Annotated in this window: 19 protein-coding genes; 10 read left to right on the top strand and 9 right to left on the bottom strand. The window is 47.4% G+C overall.

Annotated features, from left to right (window positions below; genetic code table 11):
- Nucleotides 1-127 precede the first annotated feature (127 nt).
- Both ACR2PX_RS12290 and ACR2PX_RS12285 read left to right on the top strand, forming a co-directional pair.
- The gene (locus ACR2PX_RS12290; RefSeq protein WP_433999648.1) at nt 128-784 is read left to right on the top strand and encodes a sterol desaturase family protein; all 657 of its coding nucleotides are present in this window, start codon (nt 128-130) and stop codon (nt 782-784) included.
- Between the two features lie 36 nt (nt 785-820).
- Complete coding sequence (locus ACR2PX_RS12285) at nt 821-1,315, top strand: DUF2141 domain-containing protein (protein WP_433999647.1); 495 nt, start codon at nt 821-823, stop codon at nt 1,313-1,315.
- A 34-nt stretch (nt 1,316-1,349) separates the two neighbouring features.
- Here the strand turns inward: ACR2PX_RS12285 and ACR2PX_RS12280 are convergent, their stop codons facing one another.
- The 4 genes from ACR2PX_RS12280 to ACR2PX_RS12265 form a co-directional block, all read right to left on the bottom strand.
- Entirely contained in the window at nt 1,350-2,411 is a 1,062-nt protein-coding gene (locus ACR2PX_RS12280) for a saccharopine dehydrogenase family protein (RefSeq protein ID WP_433999646.1), read from the bottom strand.
- Nucleotides 2,412-2,598: 187 nt separating this feature from the next.
- Nucleotides 2,599-3,909 carry a PTS sugar transporter subunit IIC gene (locus ACR2PX_RS12275; protein ID WP_433999645.1) on the bottom strand — a complete coding sequence of 437 codons (1,311 nt, stop codon included), beginning with the start codon at nt 3,907-3,909 and terminating at the stop codon, nt 2,599-2,601.
- Nucleotides 3,910-4,292: 383 nt separating this feature from the next.
- Nucleotides 4,293-5,546 (bottom strand): YihY family inner membrane protein, encoded by a 1,254-nt coding sequence (locus ACR2PX_RS12270; RefSeq protein WP_433999644.1) that lies wholly within the window; start codon nt 5,544-5,546, stop codon nt 4,293-4,295.
- Between the two features lie 318 nt (nt 5,547-5,864).
- Nucleotides 5,865-6,440 carry a DUF4136 domain-containing protein gene (locus ACR2PX_RS12265; RefSeq protein ID WP_433999643.1) on the bottom strand — a complete coding sequence of 192 codons (576 nt, stop codon included), beginning with the start codon at nt 6,438-6,440 and terminating at the stop codon, nt 5,865-5,867.
- Nucleotides 6,441-6,869: 429 nt separating this feature from the next.
- Between ACR2PX_RS12265 and arsC the strand changes: the two genes are divergently transcribed.
- Together arsC and ACR2PX_RS12255 are read left to right on the top strand one after the other, a co-directional pair.
- Nucleotides 6,870-7,214 carry an arsenate reductase (glutaredoxin) gene (gene arsC, locus ACR2PX_RS12260; RefSeq protein WP_433999642.1) on the top strand — a complete coding sequence of 115 codons (345 nt, stop codon included), beginning with the start codon at nt 6,870-6,872 and terminating at the stop codon, nt 7,212-7,214.
- A 2-nt stretch (nt 7,215-7,216) separates the two neighbouring features.
- On the top strand, nt 7,217-7,585 hold the full coding sequence (locus tag ACR2PX_RS12255; protein WP_433999641.1) for a DUF2069 domain-containing protein: 369 nt from the start codon (nt 7,217-7,219) through the stop codon (nt 7,583-7,585).
- 92 nt (nt 7,586-7,677) lie between these two features.
- Here the strand turns inward: ACR2PX_RS12255 and ACR2PX_RS12250 are convergent, their stop codons facing one another.
- The 4 genes from ACR2PX_RS12250 to ACR2PX_RS12235 form a co-directional block, all read right to left on the bottom strand.
- A complete protein-coding gene (locus tag ACR2PX_RS12250) occupies nt 7,678-9,735 on the bottom strand; it encodes a hypothetical protein (protein WP_433999640.1) in 2,058 nt (685 codons plus the stop codon).
- A gap of 14 nt (nt 9,736-9,749) precedes the next feature.
- Nucleotides 9,750-10,466 carry a DnaA regulatory inactivator Hda gene (hda, locus tag ACR2PX_RS12245; RefSeq protein WP_433999639.1) on the bottom strand — a complete coding sequence of 239 codons (717 nt, stop codon included), beginning with the start codon at nt 10,464-10,466 and terminating at the stop codon, nt 9,750-9,752.
- Nucleotides 10,467-10,591: 125 nt separating this feature from the next.
- Nucleotides 10,592-11,659: an AI-2E family transporter gene (locus tag ACR2PX_RS12240; RefSeq protein ID WP_433999638.1), complete on the bottom strand. Its 1,068-nt coding sequence runs from the start codon at nt 11,657-11,659 to the stop codon at nt 10,592-10,594.
- Nucleotides 11,660-11,773: 114 nt separating this feature from the next.
- Nucleotides 11,774-12,847, bottom strand: coding sequence for a DUF2066 domain-containing protein (locus ACR2PX_RS12235; RefSeq protein ID WP_433999637.1), 1,074 nt, complete (start codon nt 12,845-12,847; stop codon nt 11,774-11,776).
- Nucleotides 12,848-13,183: 336 nt separating this feature from the next.
- Between ACR2PX_RS12235 and purM the strand changes: the two genes are divergently transcribed.
- The 6 genes from purM to ACR2PX_RS12205 all read left to right on the top strand — a co-directional run bounded on the left by purM (nt 13,184) and on the right by ACR2PX_RS12205 (nt 18,212).
- Nucleotides 13,184-14,239 carry a phosphoribosylformylglycinamidine cyclo-ligase gene (gene purM, locus ACR2PX_RS12230; protein ID WP_433999636.1) on the top strand — a complete coding sequence of 352 codons (1,056 nt, stop codon included), beginning with the start codon at nt 13,184-13,186 and terminating at the stop codon, nt 14,237-14,239.
- Between the two features lie 159 nt (nt 14,240-14,398).
- On the top strand, nt 14,399-15,064 hold the full coding sequence (gene purN, locus ACR2PX_RS12225; protein WP_433999635.1) for a phosphoribosylglycinamide formyltransferase: 666 nt from the start codon (nt 14,399-14,401) through the stop codon (nt 15,062-15,064).
- Between the two features lie 131 nt (nt 15,065-15,195).
- Nucleotides 15,196-15,948 (top strand): DUF3108 domain-containing protein, encoded by a 753-nt coding sequence (locus tag ACR2PX_RS12220; RefSeq protein WP_433999634.1) that lies wholly within the window; start codon nt 15,196-15,198, stop codon nt 15,946-15,948.
- Between the two features lie 140 nt (nt 15,949-16,088).
- Nucleotides 16,089-16,496: a lactoylglutathione lyase gene (gene gloA, locus ACR2PX_RS12215; protein ID WP_433999633.1), complete on the top strand. Its 408-nt coding sequence runs from the start codon at nt 16,089-16,091 to the stop codon at nt 16,494-16,496.
- 56 nt (nt 16,497-16,552) lie between these two features.
- A complete protein-coding gene (gene mltC / locus ACR2PX_RS12210; RefSeq protein WP_433999632.1) occupies nt 16,553-17,728 on the top strand; it encodes a membrane-bound lytic murein transglycosylase MltC in 1,176 nt (391 codons plus the stop codon).
- Between the two features lie 103 nt (nt 17,729-17,831).
- Complete coding sequence (locus ACR2PX_RS12205; RefSeq protein WP_433999631.1) at nt 17,832-18,212, top strand: group II truncated hemoglobin; 381 nt, start codon at nt 17,832-17,834, stop codon at nt 18,210-18,212.
- A gap of 113 nt (nt 18,213-18,325) precedes the next feature.
- On the opposite strand, the gene ACR2PX_RS12200 is transcribed toward ACR2PX_RS12205, so the two are convergent.
- Entirely contained in the window at nt 18,326-19,021 is a 696-nt protein-coding gene (locus ACR2PX_RS12200) for a hypothetical protein (protein ID WP_433999630.1), read from the bottom strand.
- Nucleotides 19,022-19,513 lie beyond the last annotated feature (492 nt).

Here is a 19,513-nt window from a genome sequence, read left to right as displayed (position 1 = left end):
GATTTGGCCATTTTCTATGATTCTTTTCGTTGAATAGCTCGCTATTCGCCTCAAATAATCATAAAAACTGTCTCAAACCGGACTTTTTCTCGCTACGGTCGGCTAAGTCCGACAGACTCCTAGCCTTCTGTCATTTGCCGTCTGTTTTCTCCTGGCAGATTTCACCTACTACTGGCACCACAGAGCGACTCATCGGGTTAATTTCCTTTGGGCAACACATTCGGTTCACCACAGCTCACCCTATATGAATATTGCTGTTGCCTATCGATTTGGCCCTTTAGATGGACTGGTATCAGCAGCTTTCCATCTGCCCCTGGTTTTACTTGGCTTCCACCCTGCCATTGTATTGGTTTGTGAGAATCTTCATCAGTTCTATCAAACTTTACTTCATACAGAACGCTGTCCAAAACTGGGGCCACTGGAAAAGGTTTTCAATACTCCGTCCCATCACAGAGTTCATCATGGATCAGACTGGAAATACCTGGATAAAAACTACGGCAGCGTCTTGATCATCTGGGACAAAATGTTTGGATCCTTCCGGGAAGAAGATACCCGCCCAAATTACGGGCTTACTATTCCAGTGAACACATCAAACCCAGTATCGGTTTTCTTTCATGGCTACTATCGAATGGCTAAAGATCTAACCCAGGCAAAGTCTTTCTCAGACGTCTATGGAATCATTTTTAAGAGCCCAACCTGGCGTTACTACCGCTTTCAGAAGCCAAACGAAGAACAGTCTGCCAGACAACAAGAGCCTCATAAATCTGCCCAGGAAGCGGCTTGATAGCTCTAAACTTTTAAACAGAAGGAATTCACGAATATGCGCATGGCATTAATGTCTTTAGGATTTGTGGTACTGGCTGCCCTGGCTGGAATTGGCTTTATGTATTCCATGTCCGACAGCAGCTCCGAGCACAATACCGAAACAGTAAAAAATGTTGAAGGCGATGGGCAGCTCAAGCTGATCATCACGAATATCAGAAATGATAAAGGGATTATCTACGGCGCCATATTCGATAATAAAGATATATTTGAGATGGCTGACTATGAACAGGCAGCCATACAGTTTGTGATAAAGCCTGAATCCATTGGTGTTGAACAGTCCTTCAACCTTCCCGAAGGAGACTATGCCGTCTTTGTCTTCCACGATGAAAACAAAAATATGGATCTTGACTCAAAAGGTATGATTCCAACGGAAGGCTACGCCTATTCTCAAAACGCCGGACGAAATGACCTGCCCAGCTTTGCTGATGCAAAGTTCAGTTTGAGCAGTGACGATTCGGTAGAGAAGATAAAAATGATTTACTACCAGTAAAAAACAGCATGGCTCCCTGTTCAGGAGCCTGACCTCAAAGCTCCTGAACAGACTCCAGCTTCGATCCTGGCAAGTCGCACACAAAGTCAGCCCCAAAGGCCATTGAGGGCGTTTGCGCCCCGGGTTTGAAATGACCCGAGAGAACATTACTGACTACTTTCAAGGAGGCATGAACCGTAAACTGATAACCTTCCGCCACATCCAGCCAGGCTTCTACAGAACGACCATCCTGATGATGCACCTTTCCCCAGATATGCATACAACCACTGTCTCTCACATCTTTATCAGGGCCTTCTATCTTTTCAGCTTTGCTCTTTAACCATTGCTGCAAAGGCTTATAGTTCAAGACTTTCATCAGTGGACTCAATATTCTGCTCATCAGAGCTGCCGTCCTGGGCACCGCTGTGTAGACCGCAACATTATCTATTCCCGTTGAATACCAAGCTGTACAAACATCCCCCCAAGGTACTGTCATGGACCAAAGTTCACGGTCAGAGAAATGAATCACCTTTCGCCTGTAGGCTGCCGGCACTTCTTTAATCTCACCATTTTTTCGCACACGACCACCGTCTGCCAGCATCTCGATCATGGTTTTTACTGTACCCGGGCTGGTTCCACCTTCACCACAAAAGGCCAGTTCCAGACTTTTGGCATCAGGCATCTGCCGGGCAAGAATCGCGGCTAAACAATCCGTTGGAACTATGTCAAAGCCTACGCCTGGCAACAACATACAACCGGCCGCCTTTGCCTCTTTGTCTCGATCATGAATACTCTGGAGCACAGGAATTTCACCGGTAATATCCAGATAATGGGTGGCTGTTTTCAGACAGGCATCCACCATAGGTTTTGAAGTCGCTGAAAAAGGTCCTGCACAATGAAGAACGACACTGATATCGGCTAGAGCACTCTCCGTCGCTTCCGAATCATCAAGGGAAAAGCACCTGAAGGACAACTCCAAAGCATCGGCAATGGACTCAATCTTCTTGGCACTTCTGCCGGCAAGGATGGGATTCATCCCCAAAGCTTTGGCCTGGCGGGCTATTAATTCTCCAGTAAAACCGTTTGCCCCATAAATCATCCAGTGATGTTTCGACACGGTAACTCCTATCTTGTTCTTATTGTTGTATTAAATAGAGTTTCTACCAGCAATTAAGCTATACATCTTACCTGCTCACTCTCTCATTGCCAGTCTCCAGCTAATAATTCTTGCCCTTTAAAATTCGCCCATAAAAAAACCGGCCTGAAAAAGGCCGGTTTTCAAAATGATCAGACGATTCAGATTATCAGGCCGTTGCCGTCTTTCCTGAAGCCTGCTCTGCTTCCTGTGCTTCCAGCGAACGGCTGTAAACATTCAGGAATGGCAGATAAGCTACTGTTGAGAAGGCGACCAGAAGCAGACTCAGTACCAGTGCGCTAACACTGAAATTAGTACTCAGGAAAGCTGCCAAAGGACCCGGTGTTGTCCAGGGCACCAGAGCTACTACGCGGCCAACGAGATCCATGGATGTAGCCATATATGCCACTGTCACATTAATCAGAGGAATACCGATGAAAGGGATACCCAGAATCGGGTTCATAATCACCGGAGCACCAAAGATAACGGGCTCATTAATGTTGAACAGCCCGGGAACTACTGACAGACGACCAATTGAACGCAGGTGAGCACTTTTGCTGATGGACATGGCAATGGCCAGACCCAAGGTAGCACCTGCACCACCCAGATACACAAAGCTATCGAGGAAGCCACCGGCAAAAATAGCAGGCAGAACTTCACCGGCTTCCAGTGCAGCCTGGTTAGCCTGCAAATTCGTCAGCATAATCGCAGTAATGACACCAACAACAATGTTGGTACCGTGTAAACCACAGAACCAGAGGACGTGTACCAGCAGAACAATCAGCAACAAACCAGGCAGAGAGTCGGCTGCACCCACCAGAGGGATAAACAACTGCATCATCAGCTCAGGAATCAGCATTCCGTCATCACCCAGAGAAGCCACAAAAATATTTAGAGGCTGCAGCACCAGAATAATGGCAATCACAGGCGTCAGAGACTCAAAAGAGCGGGCAATGGCCGGTGGCACCTGTTCTGGCAGCTTGATCGTCAGCTTGCGGGTATGCATGAAACGATAGATTTCAATGGCCAGGTAGGACACCAGAATCGCAGTGAACATACCCTTACTGTCCAGATAGCTGGCATTAATGGCAGGAGGCCAACCAGTAACCGGAGCTGCTACCAGCAGGAAAGCAAACAGAGACAGGAAACCACTGGTGATTTCAGGCAGACCGTATTGCTTACCCAGGCTGGAACCAATACCAAAAGAGATGAACAGGCAAGACATGCCCAGTGTCGCATAGAATGGCTGCAGCCAGTCGCCTTTATATTCAGCCATCAGGTCTGTATACCATTGGGAGAACATAAAGTTGGCAGGATCAGTCAGAGGCAGATTCAGTAACAACAGCAGGATGGAACCCACTATAAAGAACGGCATGGCGTAAACCATACCGTCACGTAAAGCAATCAGATACTTGATATTAGCCAGTTTGCTGGCCAGAGGCATCAATGCCTGCTCCATCCTGTTTGCAATGTTCTGCATAACACCACCGTGCGTATTGTACTTCTGAATTCTGATGTCATTGTGAAGTTGGGCATAATCGCTCATTCAACAGGAAAATCAGATGAGTGATTTCCCTCACCCTGATGAATGTATGGAGCAAAAATCCTTATCACTGAGCTATGAATAACGATGTAATAACAGCGTTTTCACAACAGAGCTTCACAACGACCGACCTTTATTAACATGCTGAGAGAGAGTATCAATACTAAAGATCAAATGTAACCGGTTTCAATAACCGGTTGCATTTATTAAATCATATTTTGACTGAGGTCATCATTTTCAGGATTGAACAAATAGCCATGAGCCGGAAAAGCGACACACCTCAAAAAAAGAAATGACTACGGAGCGTGGGAGAACTGCATTTACGCATTGAACAACCGATCAATATTGCAGTCGAGAACAGCCCGCTGTTTCTCATTCAACTGCTTAAGACGATCAATTAACTGACCAAACCATTCAGGTTTGTTTTGAGTTGCTACGCTGACTAACTCCTGATCCGATGGCAACGACCAGGGCAATTGCTGACACAACGCATTGAGCTCCAGATGCCTGAGGTCTTTGGCAAGAATCATTTCCCCCAGATCATTCTTACTGACAACGCCCTGCTCCAGAAGATAGCTGGTATAGCGCTCCCAATCCTCCAGGGAAAGATTCCAACCACTTAGATGCAGCTGTTTAAGCTTAAGACTCAACCCTTTCTGGAACTGCTCATTAAAACCATTGAGCACCACCAGAACACCCAGTAATGGCGGCAATGCCTCATTTCGCATCTGGTTCGACAAGGCAAAACTCCTGACCAACACCGCACCAAACAGAACCAGTATCCAACTGAGATAAATCCACAGCAGGAACAAAGGAACGGCCGCAAAGGCACCATAAATCAGATGATACGACGGTGATAGAGTAATAAAGAGAGCAAACCCAGCCTTTGCCAGCTCCAGCATAAAGGCTACTACCAGCGCCCCTCCTAAAGCATGACGAAAAGGGACCCGTCGATTGGGCACGGCCAGGTAGAGCAGAGTAAAGACAATGCTGCTCAAGAGCATGGGGGTTAATCGCAACAACCACTGATCAACGCCAAGATAGGCCGTAGTGTCAGCTATCAGTTTGAGCGACGCCAGATAAGAGGTCAGCACAAACCCAACTCCGATCAGGAAAGGTCCCATGCTGAGAATCGCCCAGTACAGCAGGAAGCCGGTAATCCCACGACGAACCCTGTCTACCTGCCAGATCTGATTGATCGCACGATCAATGGTCCTGAGCATCATGAAAGCTGTGACTACCAGAAAGACTATACCCACCCCGGTCAGTTTTCGGGCTTGCTGCGAAAAGCTGGAAAGATAAGACTGAATTTGTTCGCCGGCTGTCGGAACAAAATGGCTAAAGATAAAACTCTGAACCGTTTCACCCACTCCCTGAAAAGAGGGAATCGCCGAAAGCATGCTATAGGTGACCGTCATCATGGGTACTACAGCAAACAGAGTCGTATAAGTCAGTGCAGCGGCATTATCAAGGCAACGGTGTTTAAAAAAAGTATCAGAGACAGACAGGAAGAAGGCCCGGAACCATTGAATCAGTTGAACCTTTGAAGTATTGGAAAGGTGCGAACCTGTCATAACAAATCCCTGATATTGAAAAGAGTCTGCCTGAAAGAGGTATTCAGCCAGACTCCAGCCCGGAAATTTCATAAAGTGTCGAGTTTATCGCTCTGCTATTTTTTCGGCTGACACATTTTCTTGTCCTATTCATGCTTATTGCATGGATCTGACGAGAAAATGCTGTCATGGCGGAAAAAGAGCTAGCGAGAAGCCGACGAGCGATGCTCGTTTATTTTCATACACTAAAAAACGAACACTTCAGCGCTTCTACTCGCTTCAACCTGACTCAAGCGGCTTTATGAATTTACCAGGCTCACTTCTGCTTAAAGAAGAGTATCAGTTCTTGTGCCCGGGAGGAAAGCCATCCAGTATTCCTTTAACAGCGGTATTCACCTTTTCTGTTCTGTCTTCAGGAGAAGCACTGCGGGTCACTCTTGAAGTAGAACGGCCACGCCATTCCAGCTCATGGCTTTTAGGGTTCACAAAATCAATAATCAGTGAACCTTCCTGATAATCCCTTACCCGCGTTTCTGTAGTGGCTCCCATTCCCCAGGCACCCCAGCCATAACCCATGGAAGTCGTAATCTGATCAAGCTCCCTGCGTGTGCGGGTGGTGGTCAGATAGTTAACCAGAAAATCCGGACGATCTCCTGTGGTCACCTCACGATACCCCCTGGCCTGAAGGTCGCGACTAATGGCAGTACGGATTCGCATATCCATCAGACCATCAATGTGATAGCCCTCAATCTTATTGTTCTCACCAGGCTTGCTGAGCCAGGCATAAGTTTTCCATTCTTTCATGGACTGAGTAGCAGCAGGGGTATTGTTATAGTCCCAGTCGAGTCGCTGACTGGAACAGCCAGTCGCTACAACTGCAATAATCACAATCAGCAACTGTTTAAGCTTGTACATGATCATACCTGCCTTTGAGAAGGAAGTTTGTTGTTAGAACCGTTTCTACCAGCGAGTCATGAAAGCAATTTCATATCCGGAGCCTCCGTGACAAACTGATTCATCAGCGGAACCGACCAAGCTTAGACGCTCTGATAGCATATGTGGAGGAATTATATGATCGGTCAGCATTAAAGTGAGTGGATTTACAGAAAATTTGCCCAATCCTGCTGTAAGCTGCATGCACCCTGCGTATCAATTGCACCCAGGCTCATTCAACGATAACCTTCCCGTCTACTCGCATTACGATGACAGACTCTTGGAAATGTCTCCTTGAGGCTGTCCGAGAATAAACAGCCGTGAGCCGAAAATGCCGCTCACTCCCAATCATGAAAATGGCTACAGAGCCCAAAATAGCGGCATTTTCATAGCAATAGAGAGAATAGAAATATGAGCGTTACGATTTACCATAACCCTCGCTGCTCAAAATCCAGACAGACCCTGGCCCTGATTGAAGAAAAGGGCCTATCGCCCGATGTTGTACTCTATTTGGATACGCCTCCCAGCAAAGAAACCCTGAGAGACATTCTGAAGCAACTCGGTAAAAGCCCTGAAGAGCTAATGCGTAAGGGAGAGCAGGAATACAAAGATCATATCAAGGGACAAGAACTGTCGGAACAACAGCAAATCGAGACAATGGTCGCCTATCCCAAAATGATTGAGAGACCCATTGTCGTCTGTAATGGACAGGCCCGGGTAGGTCGCCCGCCAGAATCCGTCCTGGAGATCCTTTAATCGTGCAGGACCTGACTCAAAAAGCCAATCTCAGCTACCGGATTAGCCTTGTACTTTATGTCTGTCTGCTGGCTTCACAGATTGCAAAAATGCTTTGGCTCCATCCCCCGGAAAAGTCGGTCTGGATGATTGCTTCCTTCACCATCATCCCTTTGCTGGCACCTCTGTATGGATTGATCAAGCGCCAGCCAAGAGCATCAGCCTGGTTGTGCTTTATTCTCTGCTTCTACTTCATCAGCGGCGTTCTGGATGCATGGTTTATCACAGATTCCATTCATGGCTGGCTGATTACAGTATTCAGCAGTCTGCTGTTTGTATCTGCGATGATGTTTACTCGCTGGCAGGGACAATTAAATAACCAGCCCCAGTGATAGCATTCTATTAAAGCGCCGTCTTTTATTCTTCTGCGCCAAACAAAAAAGCTCCTGCCATCGCAGGAGCTTTTTTGTGACTTCCGTCAGACTTAATAAGCAAGCTGAACTTCGATGGCCGATTTTGCCTGGTCCACTGTTGATGCAGGTACGCTGATGATACGCTTCTTAGCTACACCTTCACTCAACAAAAATTCATTCACTGCATTGAAACGTTGAGTCGCCAGCTTAGTCATTTTTTCCTGATTGGCTGGCCAGTTTTCCAATAACCACTGTTCAGCTTCTTTCGCACGCTTGCTGTGACTGGTATCGCCTACTTCCGGTAATTTTCGGTTATGAGCTCGCAGATACATCTGTTCAATCAACTGCCCCCTGACATCCACAGGAATCTCTTTCACCTCTCCCGGCTTACTCCGGCTGATGGCAGAATAGAGTTCAAGCAGGTCAGCTTCAAGCTCTGCACTGGACAGGGTAGGCCAGTCTTTCTCTTTACTCGCTATGGCTTTCACAGAGATATTGAGTTCAGGCCTTATTTTGAGCACTTTACTCCAGCCCTTTAACTGTGTTTTATCACGTTCTGTCAAAGTTGCCTTGCCAGCTGGCATAGTCAGGTTATTCGACAATGCAGGGGTAATACCGGCCTGTTGAGATAAGTATTGCAAAGGTTGATCCAGCACACGATTCCAGGTCGACTGCGTTGCGATTCCTGCCGCAGCAACGGGGGACTGCCCTCCACGGGCTGAAACATCAACGCTGATTATTGACTGAACACTGGTCATTAAAGCTTTGACATCCTTGATGTCTAACTCAGGCTTTAAAGGCTTGGCTTCCAGTTTTGTAAAAGTCAGCTTCCCCCTAATGCTACTTCCTGCAGAAGAAACAAGGTTGAGATTGACCCGGCTTCCTGCCAGATCATATCCAGCCACTGAACGCTCTTTAACAGGCAGTATTGACAAGTCTACATCTCTGACTGAAATATTCGAAGTGGAGGCAATCGCTCTTTTCAGATCAACGCTACCTTCCATAAAGACCGGAACCCGTTCCAACCATTGTCCATTGAGCTGATAGGTATACTGTCCCGGACTCAATACTTCCAACTCAATCCGGCTATTGCTGAACAACGCCCTGTGCTGCATTTGAGTTGACTGAACAGCCCCATTAAATTCAACATTTTTCACCGTTACCAGCAGAGCACCACTTGCGGACAGAGAGCTGCCCACCGCTTTTGCTACTTGCTCCAATGGACTTCCGTTAACGCTTAGCAAGCCGTCTCTGAACGACAGATCTTCAACAAAACCCTCACGATTTTTAAATTGAAAACCTTCAGCAAACAACTCCTTCCACCTCAGATCAAGACCTGAGTTCAAATCCTGATATTGACCATCCAGCACTTTAGCGGTGCCAGTCAGTTCCATTCCCTGATCGTTTGACCAGTCTACTGAAAGGTCCGACGATAAACGCCCCTCCAGAGAACAGTCCGCACATTGAATCAAGCCCTGATTCAGAACATCAGCAAGAGGCAATTCATCAACCGATAACTGACCTGACAACACCAGTTCATTTAAATCAATGATACCGCCCAGAGACCAGTTACTGTCTTTGGATTCTCTAACCACTTCGACATCAATCTGATCCGGTCGATGGGTTTTCAGCTCCATCTTGCTGAAATCAATAGTGACTACTTCACTGGAATCGGCCTGCTCAGTATCCATCACCTTCATTGAACCGTCTTCAAAGACAAATTGTCCCGTTTCCCTGAGGAAATGATAAAGATTGGGCATGGGCGGTTTTTGCCCAATAATGGCCAGATCAATAAAAATTTTGGGCTTGTTAAAGTCGATTCGATCCAGCTCTATTTTATCTTTCCAGAGAGAAGTCCAGGCGACATTAAGACCAATAGCTTCTGATTTGAGTGTAATTCCTGGAGAAATTCTGAGCTCTGGATTAGTGAGCAGAAACTGACCGGATAAAAAGGAATATTCCTTGGCAACAGGGAGGACTTCAACGCCAGTTTGATCTTCTATCTGTTGGAGCAGCTGGTCGGTATAACGGCCAGGAACCATTAACACTACTGAAATCAATGACAGCAGAATAACCAGAACAATTACAACAAAGAGCACAAACCGGATAACCGACTGCTGGGTTTGCATACTACTTCTCTTGATTACCAGTTCATGACTTGTTTTACGAAGGGGATGGTCAACTTCCTTTTAGCTCTGAGTGAAGCACTGTCCAGCTTCTGCAGCATTTTAAACAAATGCCCCATATCCCGGTTACTGCGGTATATAATATACCGGGCTACATCTTCATTCATATCCAGCCCGCGCAAATGAGCCCGGAGCTGTAAAGCTGAAACTTTATCTTTGTCACTGAGTGGCTGGACCTGAAATACCAATCCCCAGCTTAATCTCGAGACCAGGTCCGGCAGCGTGATGGAGAGTCTTTTGGGAGGACAGTCTGCAGCCACCAGCAAACGGGTCTGGGAATCCCTGAGGCGATTGAACAGATCAAAAAGCCCTTCTTCCCACTCTGGAATACCCGCCACAGCGTTAACATCATCAATACAGACCAGCTGAAGCCTTTCCATACCCTCAAGCAGTTTTGAAGGGTAATGCACAAGCTCCTGCATGGGTAAATAGATGCTGCGGCCTTTTCTGCTATCTACCTGGTGACAAGCCGCCTGCAGGAGGTGGCTGCATCCAACACCGGGAGCACCATAGAGATAAATAAACTGTTCCGAGTCGACGCCACTGACCTGCTGATCCATATCCAGCATATTGACCAGCGCAGCATTATCTCCGCTGAAAAAGTTTTCAAAGGTAGCATCGTCCCTAATCTGGACACTGAGCGGTAATTGCACAGGCTGGCTCATATACGACATCAGATAATAAGCTTCAGCGGGTTGATAAAATCTGCAGGTGATACTCGCAACAAAAACATTTCACTGAACCCTTGTTTGACTGGCATTGCAAAATGGCTTTCTGTTCGCTGTAGGCATAGATCACCTTACTCCCCCGGCTCACCAGCATGGTATAAGTGGCTCGCCTTATAATTTCGATGCAGATGACGCAAGAGTACCATAATAATGGCCGCTAATGGCAGTGCTATTAGCATCCCAACGAATCCCAGAATCTGCCCCCCGGCCATCAAGGCAAATATCACGGCTACCGGATGAAGACCGATACGATCCCCCACCAGGTAAGGAGTCAATACCCAGCCCTCCAGAGCCTGCCCCAGGGCAAACACGCCAGCCACCATCAATAACGGCAGATAGCTGTCAAATTGAAAAAGACCCACGGTTATAGCCGTGGCGAAACCGACCACAAATCCCATATAAGGTATGATACTGACCAGACCCGCCAGCAAACCGATCAACAATGCAAACTGCAACCCAACGGCCCAAAGCCCCAAGCCATAGATCAAACCAAGAGCCAACATGACCATCAGCTGACCTTTAAGAAAAGCGCCCAGCACTTCATCGCACTCACTGGCCAATTCAACGACGATAGGTTCAAGATTCACAGGGAGCATCAGACGAATGTGCTCCATCATATGATCCCAGTCACGCAGCAAGTAAAAGGTCACGACAGGTACCAGGAACAGGTTAACCAGAAAGCCTATAACGGCCAGGCCCGAGCTTGTCACAGACCGTCCCAGTTCGGCCAGAAGGCCACCGGTTTTCTGCCACTCTCCGGCCATAGTTTTGACCAGTTGGCTAACATCAAACCATTCTGGATCCAGATCAGTATATTCAACCAGTTTCGGGATGGCGTTGATTCGAATCCACTCTTCCCAGACCGGAAGCAACTGCATCAGGGTTTTAACCTGTTGGAACAGTGCCGGTATCAGGATTAACAGCATCAGTACCAGAAAAGTAAAAATAACCAGAAAAACCAGTGTTACCGAAAGCGTCCTGGAGAGTTTCAGCTTTTCCAGACGATCAACCAGTGGATCACCTAAATAAGCAAGCACGGCACTGATGGCAAAGGGCGTCATGACAGCCCCGACAAAATTAATCAGCACAACACCCACAAACACGATGCCTGCCAGCATCCACTGTTGCTGTCTGGTCATTTTTTTCCTTCTATAGTGACTCGTCTTGCCAAGCAAATGGCTTGCCCGGCATTCCAGAATTTAAAGACTGACTTCCCGGCCAGGAGACTGACCTGTCTATTCTCGGTCAGGCTCCTAGTTACCCAGCCAGCGATATTTCAACGTCTGGTTAATTTCATCTTCTCCAGTCGCCCTCAGATTCCGCCCCAGAGCAATAGCATCAGACAACTGGCTCAGCGTACCATCAATCACCAGTTCCAGTTCAATTTTGTTACCACTGACTTTAATAGCCGTCACTTCCCTCACTGCAGTCAGCCCTTTGAGATAATTGACGACCCCGGCATAATCCCGGGTGCTGGCAATACCATCCACTTCCAGTACAGGGTTAACACTGCTGCCACCGGACAGAACGGCATAATGTCTGGAAAGCGTATTACCGGTAAGATCAGCGATGGCTAGTGCAAGACCCTCTGCAGAAAGGTCCGTCACTGTCGCATCAAAACGCTGATTCCTGAACAAAAGGACTATGCGGCCATTAAAGCGGCCACCAGCTTCACTGAGACGACCCGCGAGTACGGCTTCAGACCCGTATCGTACCGAGGCCTGGCTCAGTTTATCGGAAAACAGTCCCCAGACATCAACATCTGAAATTGTGGTACTGTCCTCAAAATCCATCAGAGGAAAAGTCAGGGGCAATGAGCGGGCAGCCATAACACGTTTGAGATCACTCACTAGAGGAGAACCTGCTACTTCTCTCAGAATTTGTCTGTTCCCCTGCTTTTCAATCGCCAGCCAGACAATCGTATCCGGCCTGTTGGAATCCCAGATACCCAAACCATTATCACGCAACAGTCGATTAACGGCGGCCTCATCGAAACGAACCTGCAGAAAGAGCTGCTGCCCTGTATCCGTATCACGGCGCTCATAACCAAAACTCTGAACCAGCGCTGAAGCTTTCTTGAGCGACTGCTTAACCCCAGGATTACTGAGGGTACTTCGTTGCCCGGTGACTTTTACCAGCACCTCGGACAAAGCCCGCTTCATGGCCTGATCTCTTACCTCACCCCCCTGGCTGCTGACGGGTACGCCCACACGATAAAGTTCGGGCATCTGTGCAGCAGACAGCTGAAAAGATAACAAGGCCATCATCAATGTGAATATCAGCCTCGACAAAGGGAACAATCGTTCCAGCTTGTGCGTTCTATACATAATGTCCGGAATCAAAAACAGGCACTCTTCCTGAACAAACCGCCATGAGCATCAATACAGAGACAGACGGGTTCATGAAATGTCAGCTATGGCTGACAAGACTGCTTTTCCATATAAAGAGTACTAATTACCCAGACGAAACGCCCGGAGCCCAGTATCCCTTCATTCTGCCATAACTTTCTGGTTTTGTAGAAAATCTTTATAAAGGAGTCAGGGCTGTCATCCATTATTCTTCGATCAGGGAGTATTCAAGCGGCTTTATGAAACATTCGGGTTAAGTTAGAATGCGCGCTCTGATCAATCCACAATAGACTCCACGGTGCGGATACATCTCCGATGAGCAATAGCGACCGCGATACAACTTCCTCAGCCTCTTCTTTGAGCTATAAAGATGCTGGTGTCGACATCCAGGCAGGCAACGCCCTGGTTGATCGTATCAAGCATGTGGCCAAAGCCACCTCTCGTCCCGAAGTGATGGGTGGTCTGGGAGGCTTTGGCGCCCTGTGCCAGATACCTTCAGGCTATAAAGAGCCGGTTCTGGTTTCCGGGACTGATGGTGTAGGCACCAAACTGAAACTGGCAATGGACCTGGGCAAGCACGATACCATTGGTATTGACCTGGTGGCCATGTGCGTCAATGACCTGCTGGTCTGTGGCGCAGAGCCTCTGTTTTTCCTTGATTACTATGCAACGGGCAAACTCAATGTTGACGTTGCTGAACAGGTAGTTACCGGTATTGGCACAGGCTGTAAACAGGCTGGCTGCGCCCTTATTGGTGGCGAAACGGCCGAAATGCCGGGCATGTACCAGGGTGAAGATTATGACCTGGCAGGCTTCTGCACAGGTGTCGTCGAAAAATCAGATATCATTGATGGCAGCAAAGTTGCCGCCGGAGATGTCCTGATTGGCCTCAAGTCCAGCGGCCCACATTCCAATGGTTACTCCCTGATCCGAAAGGTTCTGGAAGTCAGCCAGGCTGATCTGAACAGTGACATAGATGGCAAGCCCCTGGCTGAAGCCCTGATGGCTCCAACCCGAATCTATGTTAAGTCACTGTTGCAGCTGCAGAAAGAAATGCCGGTTCATGCCATGGCACACATTACTGGCGGCGGTCTGACTGAAAACCTGCCCAGGGTCATTCCTGAAGGGTGTGCTGCTGTTATTAATACAGAAAGCTGGGAAATCCCTGCCGTATTCAGATTCCTGCAGCAGGGTGGCAATATCGCCCAGTCAGAAATGTATCTGACCTTCAACTGTGGCGTTGGCATGGTTGTCTGTGTCCCTGAAAACCAGGCAGAACAGGCCGTTGCCAGATTAAACGAACTGGGTGAAGAGGCCTTTATCATAGGCCATATGGAATCCGGTTCCGGCGACAAAGTCGTTTACCGTTAAAGACCAAGAAGGCCTGAACCGTTTCCAAAGGAAACAGCCATGAGCGGAAAATACAGCTCCCCTGAAACATTAAATGGTTTACAGGACCCATGTGAGCTGTATTTTTATTGACATAACTCAGGCCTTTTTCTACAACAGACTTGAACCTTGAGACCGGAAATGACTGATAACAATCGAGTCGTCGTATTGCTATCTGGCAGTGGCACCACATTGCAGGCCATTCTCGACCAGCAAAACCAATACAGCTATCAGGTCGTGGGGGTTCTCAGTAACCGCCCTGATGCTTATGGGTTGGAAAGAGCACAAAATGCCAGCGTTGACACCCTGAGCCTCGACCATAAACTTTATGCCAGCAGGGAACAGTTTGATCTTGAGCTGATGCAACGTATTGATGGGTTTAATCCTGATCTGATTGTCCTTGCCGGCTATATGCGTATTCTGAGCAGTGCTTTTGTCGAGCATTACCAGGGTAGACTGATCAATATCCACCCTTCCCTGCTACCCAAACATAAAGGTCTGAATACCTACCAGTCAGCCCTGGATGCTGGTGACAAAGAGCACGGAACTTCAGTTCATTATGTGACTGAAGAACTGGACAGTGGCTCTGTTGTCTTGCAGGCAGCACTGGAAATTACCTCTTCAGATACCGCACAAACCCTTGAGCAGAGAGTCAAGGTTATGGAGCATTATCTTTACCCCAAGGCTATAGACTGGATTGTTTCTGGCCGAATAGATATCAAAGACGATGTCATCTCACTTGACAAAAAGCCATTAGGCCCTCAAGGATATCGACTATCTGAAAAAAATATCGTCACTGAACAATAACCCCTGATAGACCTGCCCGGTATTTTCAGGTTTTGAAAACGGGTTAATTTCAGACCGGCGATCACCAGTGAATATCTCCCTCCCCTCAGTGATTGAACTTTTGGGAGATATTCCCCAGAAAAGGAATTGCCATGATCCCTTTCAAAACAGCCAAAGCCATCCTTGTATCTGGCCTTTTACTGGCCAGCACTCCCTCCTTTGCACAAGAAGCAGAAAAAACCACACTGAAGCCATTCACGGCTGAATACAAAGCCGAAGTTTCAGGAATCAGTGGTTCAGGCACTCGCAGTCTGAAAAAAGAGGGAGATCAGTGGGTTCTCGACTTCGGAGCCAGCGCCTCCGTAATCATCGCTTCAATCAGCCTGGATGAAACCAGTCGGATAAATTTAAAAGACGGACAAGTACGCCCCCTGGAATATCGATACGAACGCAAGGGGATTGGTGGTAAACCACCCAAGACCGCCCAGTTTGACTGGAAGTCCATGGAAGCATCCTGGCAACAGGATGATGAACAATCAAAGGTCAAATTTAAAGTCGGCGCCCAGGATCCTCTCTCTTACCAACTGCAATTACGCCTGGATTTGAAGTCCGGTAAAAAGACACTGGTGTACCCCGTAGTCGATGATGACGAAGTCTACGAAAGACGCTTTGTTATCGAGGCTGACGAAGTCCTTGATACCCCTGCCGGTAAACTCAATGCCACTCGTGTAAAAGTGGTACGTGAAGATAATGATCGCGAGACCTGGATCTGGTTTGCCAAAGATTGGGACTATGTTCTGGTCCAACTGCTGCAGAAAGAAAAAGGCTCAGATTATCTGATTCAGTTCAAAGGAGGGGAACTGGAAGGTAAAGCTATTAAAGGATTAACCCTGAAGAAAGAATAGCTGAAATTGGACTTATAGACCCTGGGAGTCAATAAGCATTTTTCCATCAAGCTCTAAACCTGCTGTCTGTCACTAAAGGTTTCCGATAAACTGGCGTTTCTTGTTTCAACATTCCTTTACCTGAATGTCAGGAGTTTTTTGTGAGACTTCTCCACACCATGCTTCGCGTGGGCGACCTGGATCGCTCCATTGCTTTTTATACCGATGTACTGGGTATGAAACTGCTTCGCAAGCACGATAATGAGCAATACGAATACACTTTGGCCTTTGTCGGATATGCCGATGAATCCGAACAGGCAGTGATTGAACTGACCTATAACTGGGGCACTAAAGAGTATGACTTAGGGAATGCCTTTGGCCATATCGCTATAGGTTTTGATGACATTTACGCCACTTGTGAAACCATTCGTGCTAACGGTGGCAACATCACCCGTGAGCCAGGTCCGGTAAAAGGCGGAACAACAGAAATTGCCTTTGTTGAAGATCCGGATGGTTACAAGATCGAAATGATCCAGAACAAAAGCGCATCCCAGGGACTCCAGGGATAAGTCCCTAATCCGTTGTTTTCGCAGTAAAAGACCATTACAGGGAAGTGAGCCACTCAATGCCAGACAATTCTGAAAGCCGTTTCGATGCCTGCATCAAAAAGACTCGAAGGATTGCTGGCTTCTGTTTGATCATCCCTCTGCTCTCAAGTTGTTCTAACAACGCTGCCGTTAATCATGCCACCAACGTTGTCATTCGTGAGCTCGGTGGACCCGTTGCGGACGTTTACTCAACCGTTCAGACCGCCCAGAGCATTCAGAAAGATGTGATCGCCTTTGAGGCTCTGGTTCGGATTCTCACCACAGAAGCACGGGTTAACTGGGGCGATGAAAAAAGTGCCAGTAACAAGGAATACGTCAAGTACACTAACAATTACCGCACTCGAGTATTTGTTAACTTCGAACAGGGCAAGGTGCACGTTGAAACCCTGGATCGGCAGGACCTCAAACACGCTATTATTGTCACCCTGCTGACACCCTATAACCCTGACGAAGTCGACCTGTTCAGCGACAAAGCAGTCCCCATTGGGGAAGAGCCCATGCTTTACGGACAGGTAGTGGACCAGCAGGGCAAACCCATTCGCTGGGAGTGGCGTGCCAGCCAGTTTGCCGACTATCTGATGGACAACCAGTTAGTCACGCGCTCCAGCGCTAAAGGCACTGTTTATTCTATTGACCTTGATCTGGTCGGAGACCATTTGATCAAGCGTCAATATCAATACGCCAGCATCGTTCGACAGATGTCGCAAAGGTATAAGATCAAGGAAAGCCTGATCTATGCCATTATGAGGACCGAGAGCAGTTTCAACCCTTATGCTGTCAGTCATGCCAACGCTTATGGTCTGATGCAAATTATTCCTTCAACGGCAGGTAGAGATGTTTTCAAACTGGTCAAACGTCGTAATGGCCAACCCAGCAGAAACTATCTTTTCAACCCTTCTAACAATATTGATGCCGGTACCGCTTACCTGCACATTCTGGAAACCCGCTACCTCAAGAATGTACGTGACCCTCTGGTCAGGCACTATGCCATCATTTCAGCCTACAATGGCGGGACGGGGAATGTTCTGAAAACGTTCCACTCCAACCGAACCCGAGCCATGGCAATTCTTAATCAGATGGAACCCGAAGAAGCTTTTTGGGCGCTCACCCGCAAACACCCCAAACAAGAGTCGAGAAACTATCTGAAAAAAGTCACCAAAGCCCAGAAAGACTTCTATAAGGGTGATGTCTGACTTTTTCTTTTGATTTATAACTCTGATTGATAGAGATCAATGTCACGCTTTCATTGAATGGCATTATCTCTGCAATAAAGAAGAACAACAGAGATATGAGTCAATGAGCAACAGCAGTCCTTATGAACTTCTTGGCGGTGAAGAAAAAGTCCGGGCTCTTGCCAAAGCTTTCTATCAGGCTATGGATGAAACAACTGAAGCCAAAGCCATCCGCCAGATGCATGCCAGAAATCTTGAAGACGTTGAACAGCGTTTGTTTGAGTATCTTTCAGGTTGGCTGGGTGGTCCGGGACTTTACCTTGAGAAACACGGCACAGTCTGCCTAACGTCTCCACACAAACCCTACCAGATCAATGCCAGCCACCGGGATCAGTGGTTACTCTGTATGGAGATAGCCCTGGAGAAAATAGAAGCCTCCGAGACGGTAAAAAACATGCTGAAAGAACCCATGTTCAGGCTGGCCGATTTTATAAAAAACGCCTGACCTGAATGCAGCAGGGTACTATAAATCTGTCGGACTTAAGGCAATTTCGGCCTGAATTCCGACAAACTCCTAGCCTTCTTTCACAAAGGTGACTCTCGTTCTTAAGAAGTGCTTCAAACGGTTGTAAAATCCGCAGCAAATACAATCGTGTTCTTTCGAACACCCACTCTGCCCAATTGTTTCACCACTTTATTTAAATGCTTACCCAGACTGTCATGACTGCTCAAGAGAAGCCTGTAACCCTCAGGCGATTCGATGCTCTGGCCTGAAACATCTTTCAAATCCCGGGTAAGGACCACCAGGTATCTTGTTTTCTCAGCAAAAGATTCTAACGGCTCAATTTTCAGCTCACCCAGCTGCCCCAGGGAAGCTTTGTAATCACGTCCCCACTCCTGCGGCTCCAGTCCTTGTCCGCTTTCTTTGAAAACCAAAACACTGCGCTGCAAAGTACTTTCATCGACAACGGGCTCATCAACCATTTCTCCAGCCATGGATACAAACTGAATAATCATGGGCATTCTTGCGCCCCAGCCCTTTTGAGTACCATAGAAATGCCAGAAGGAATCGGGACTGTTCAACTCACTGTATGATGACCAGTCAGCCTCGCCGGGAACACTCAAAGTACCATCATGATCGAAACCATAGAGATCGTTCGGATAAGGAATGTTCCCATTAGCAGGATCGAACTGCAGAGTCACTGCTGACTTCTGCTCAATTCCACCAATAGCTACTGGTGTTTTGTCGCAGCCCATCACACCAAGCAAAGCCAGAGAGAACGGAACAGCTCGAAGAAGAGAACCGTATTTCATCGTTTTTATGATTCCATATTGTGCTTATTTGTCTGAAGTACTGAGAAGCGGAACTTATTCCCGCAGGCAACAAGGGGCTCAGCATTCAGCAAGAAGGGATAATAGATTAGAAAACGACCGGCTCAACAATTAAACCACTCGACTTAATAAAAAGGAGCGATACTTTGACTCTGATCAAATGAACGACAGCAATCCATCAATTTATTAAAAGGCGGAAAAAGATTTTTCTTATTCTCTATACCGTCATCAGAGACACTTTTAAGAAAGGCTCTTCAGGGATATTTGTGGGTAAAAATCAGTCGATTTGAGGAAAGAAGCACCAGCGGATGATTTCTGGTAGGTTTTTGTTAGCAGACAAAAAACTATAACTCGATTCTGCAGTTTTTAGCGTTTGACGAAGGAAGATTCTTGTGGACTGCGGAACCAGTCTACTACTGTGACTCTTGTGCCAAGCCTAGCGAGGTACAATCAACATCACAGCAGCAGGCTGGC

This window comes from Endozoicomonas sp. (genome assembly GCF_051008435.1).
Classification (GTDB): domain Bacteria; phylum Pseudomonadota; class Gammaproteobacteria; order Pseudomonadales; family Endozoicomonadaceae; genus Endozoicomonas_A.
The sequence above is the reverse complement of the archived record's forward strand: the minus strand, read 5'-3'. Positions and strand labels throughout refer to the sequence as shown.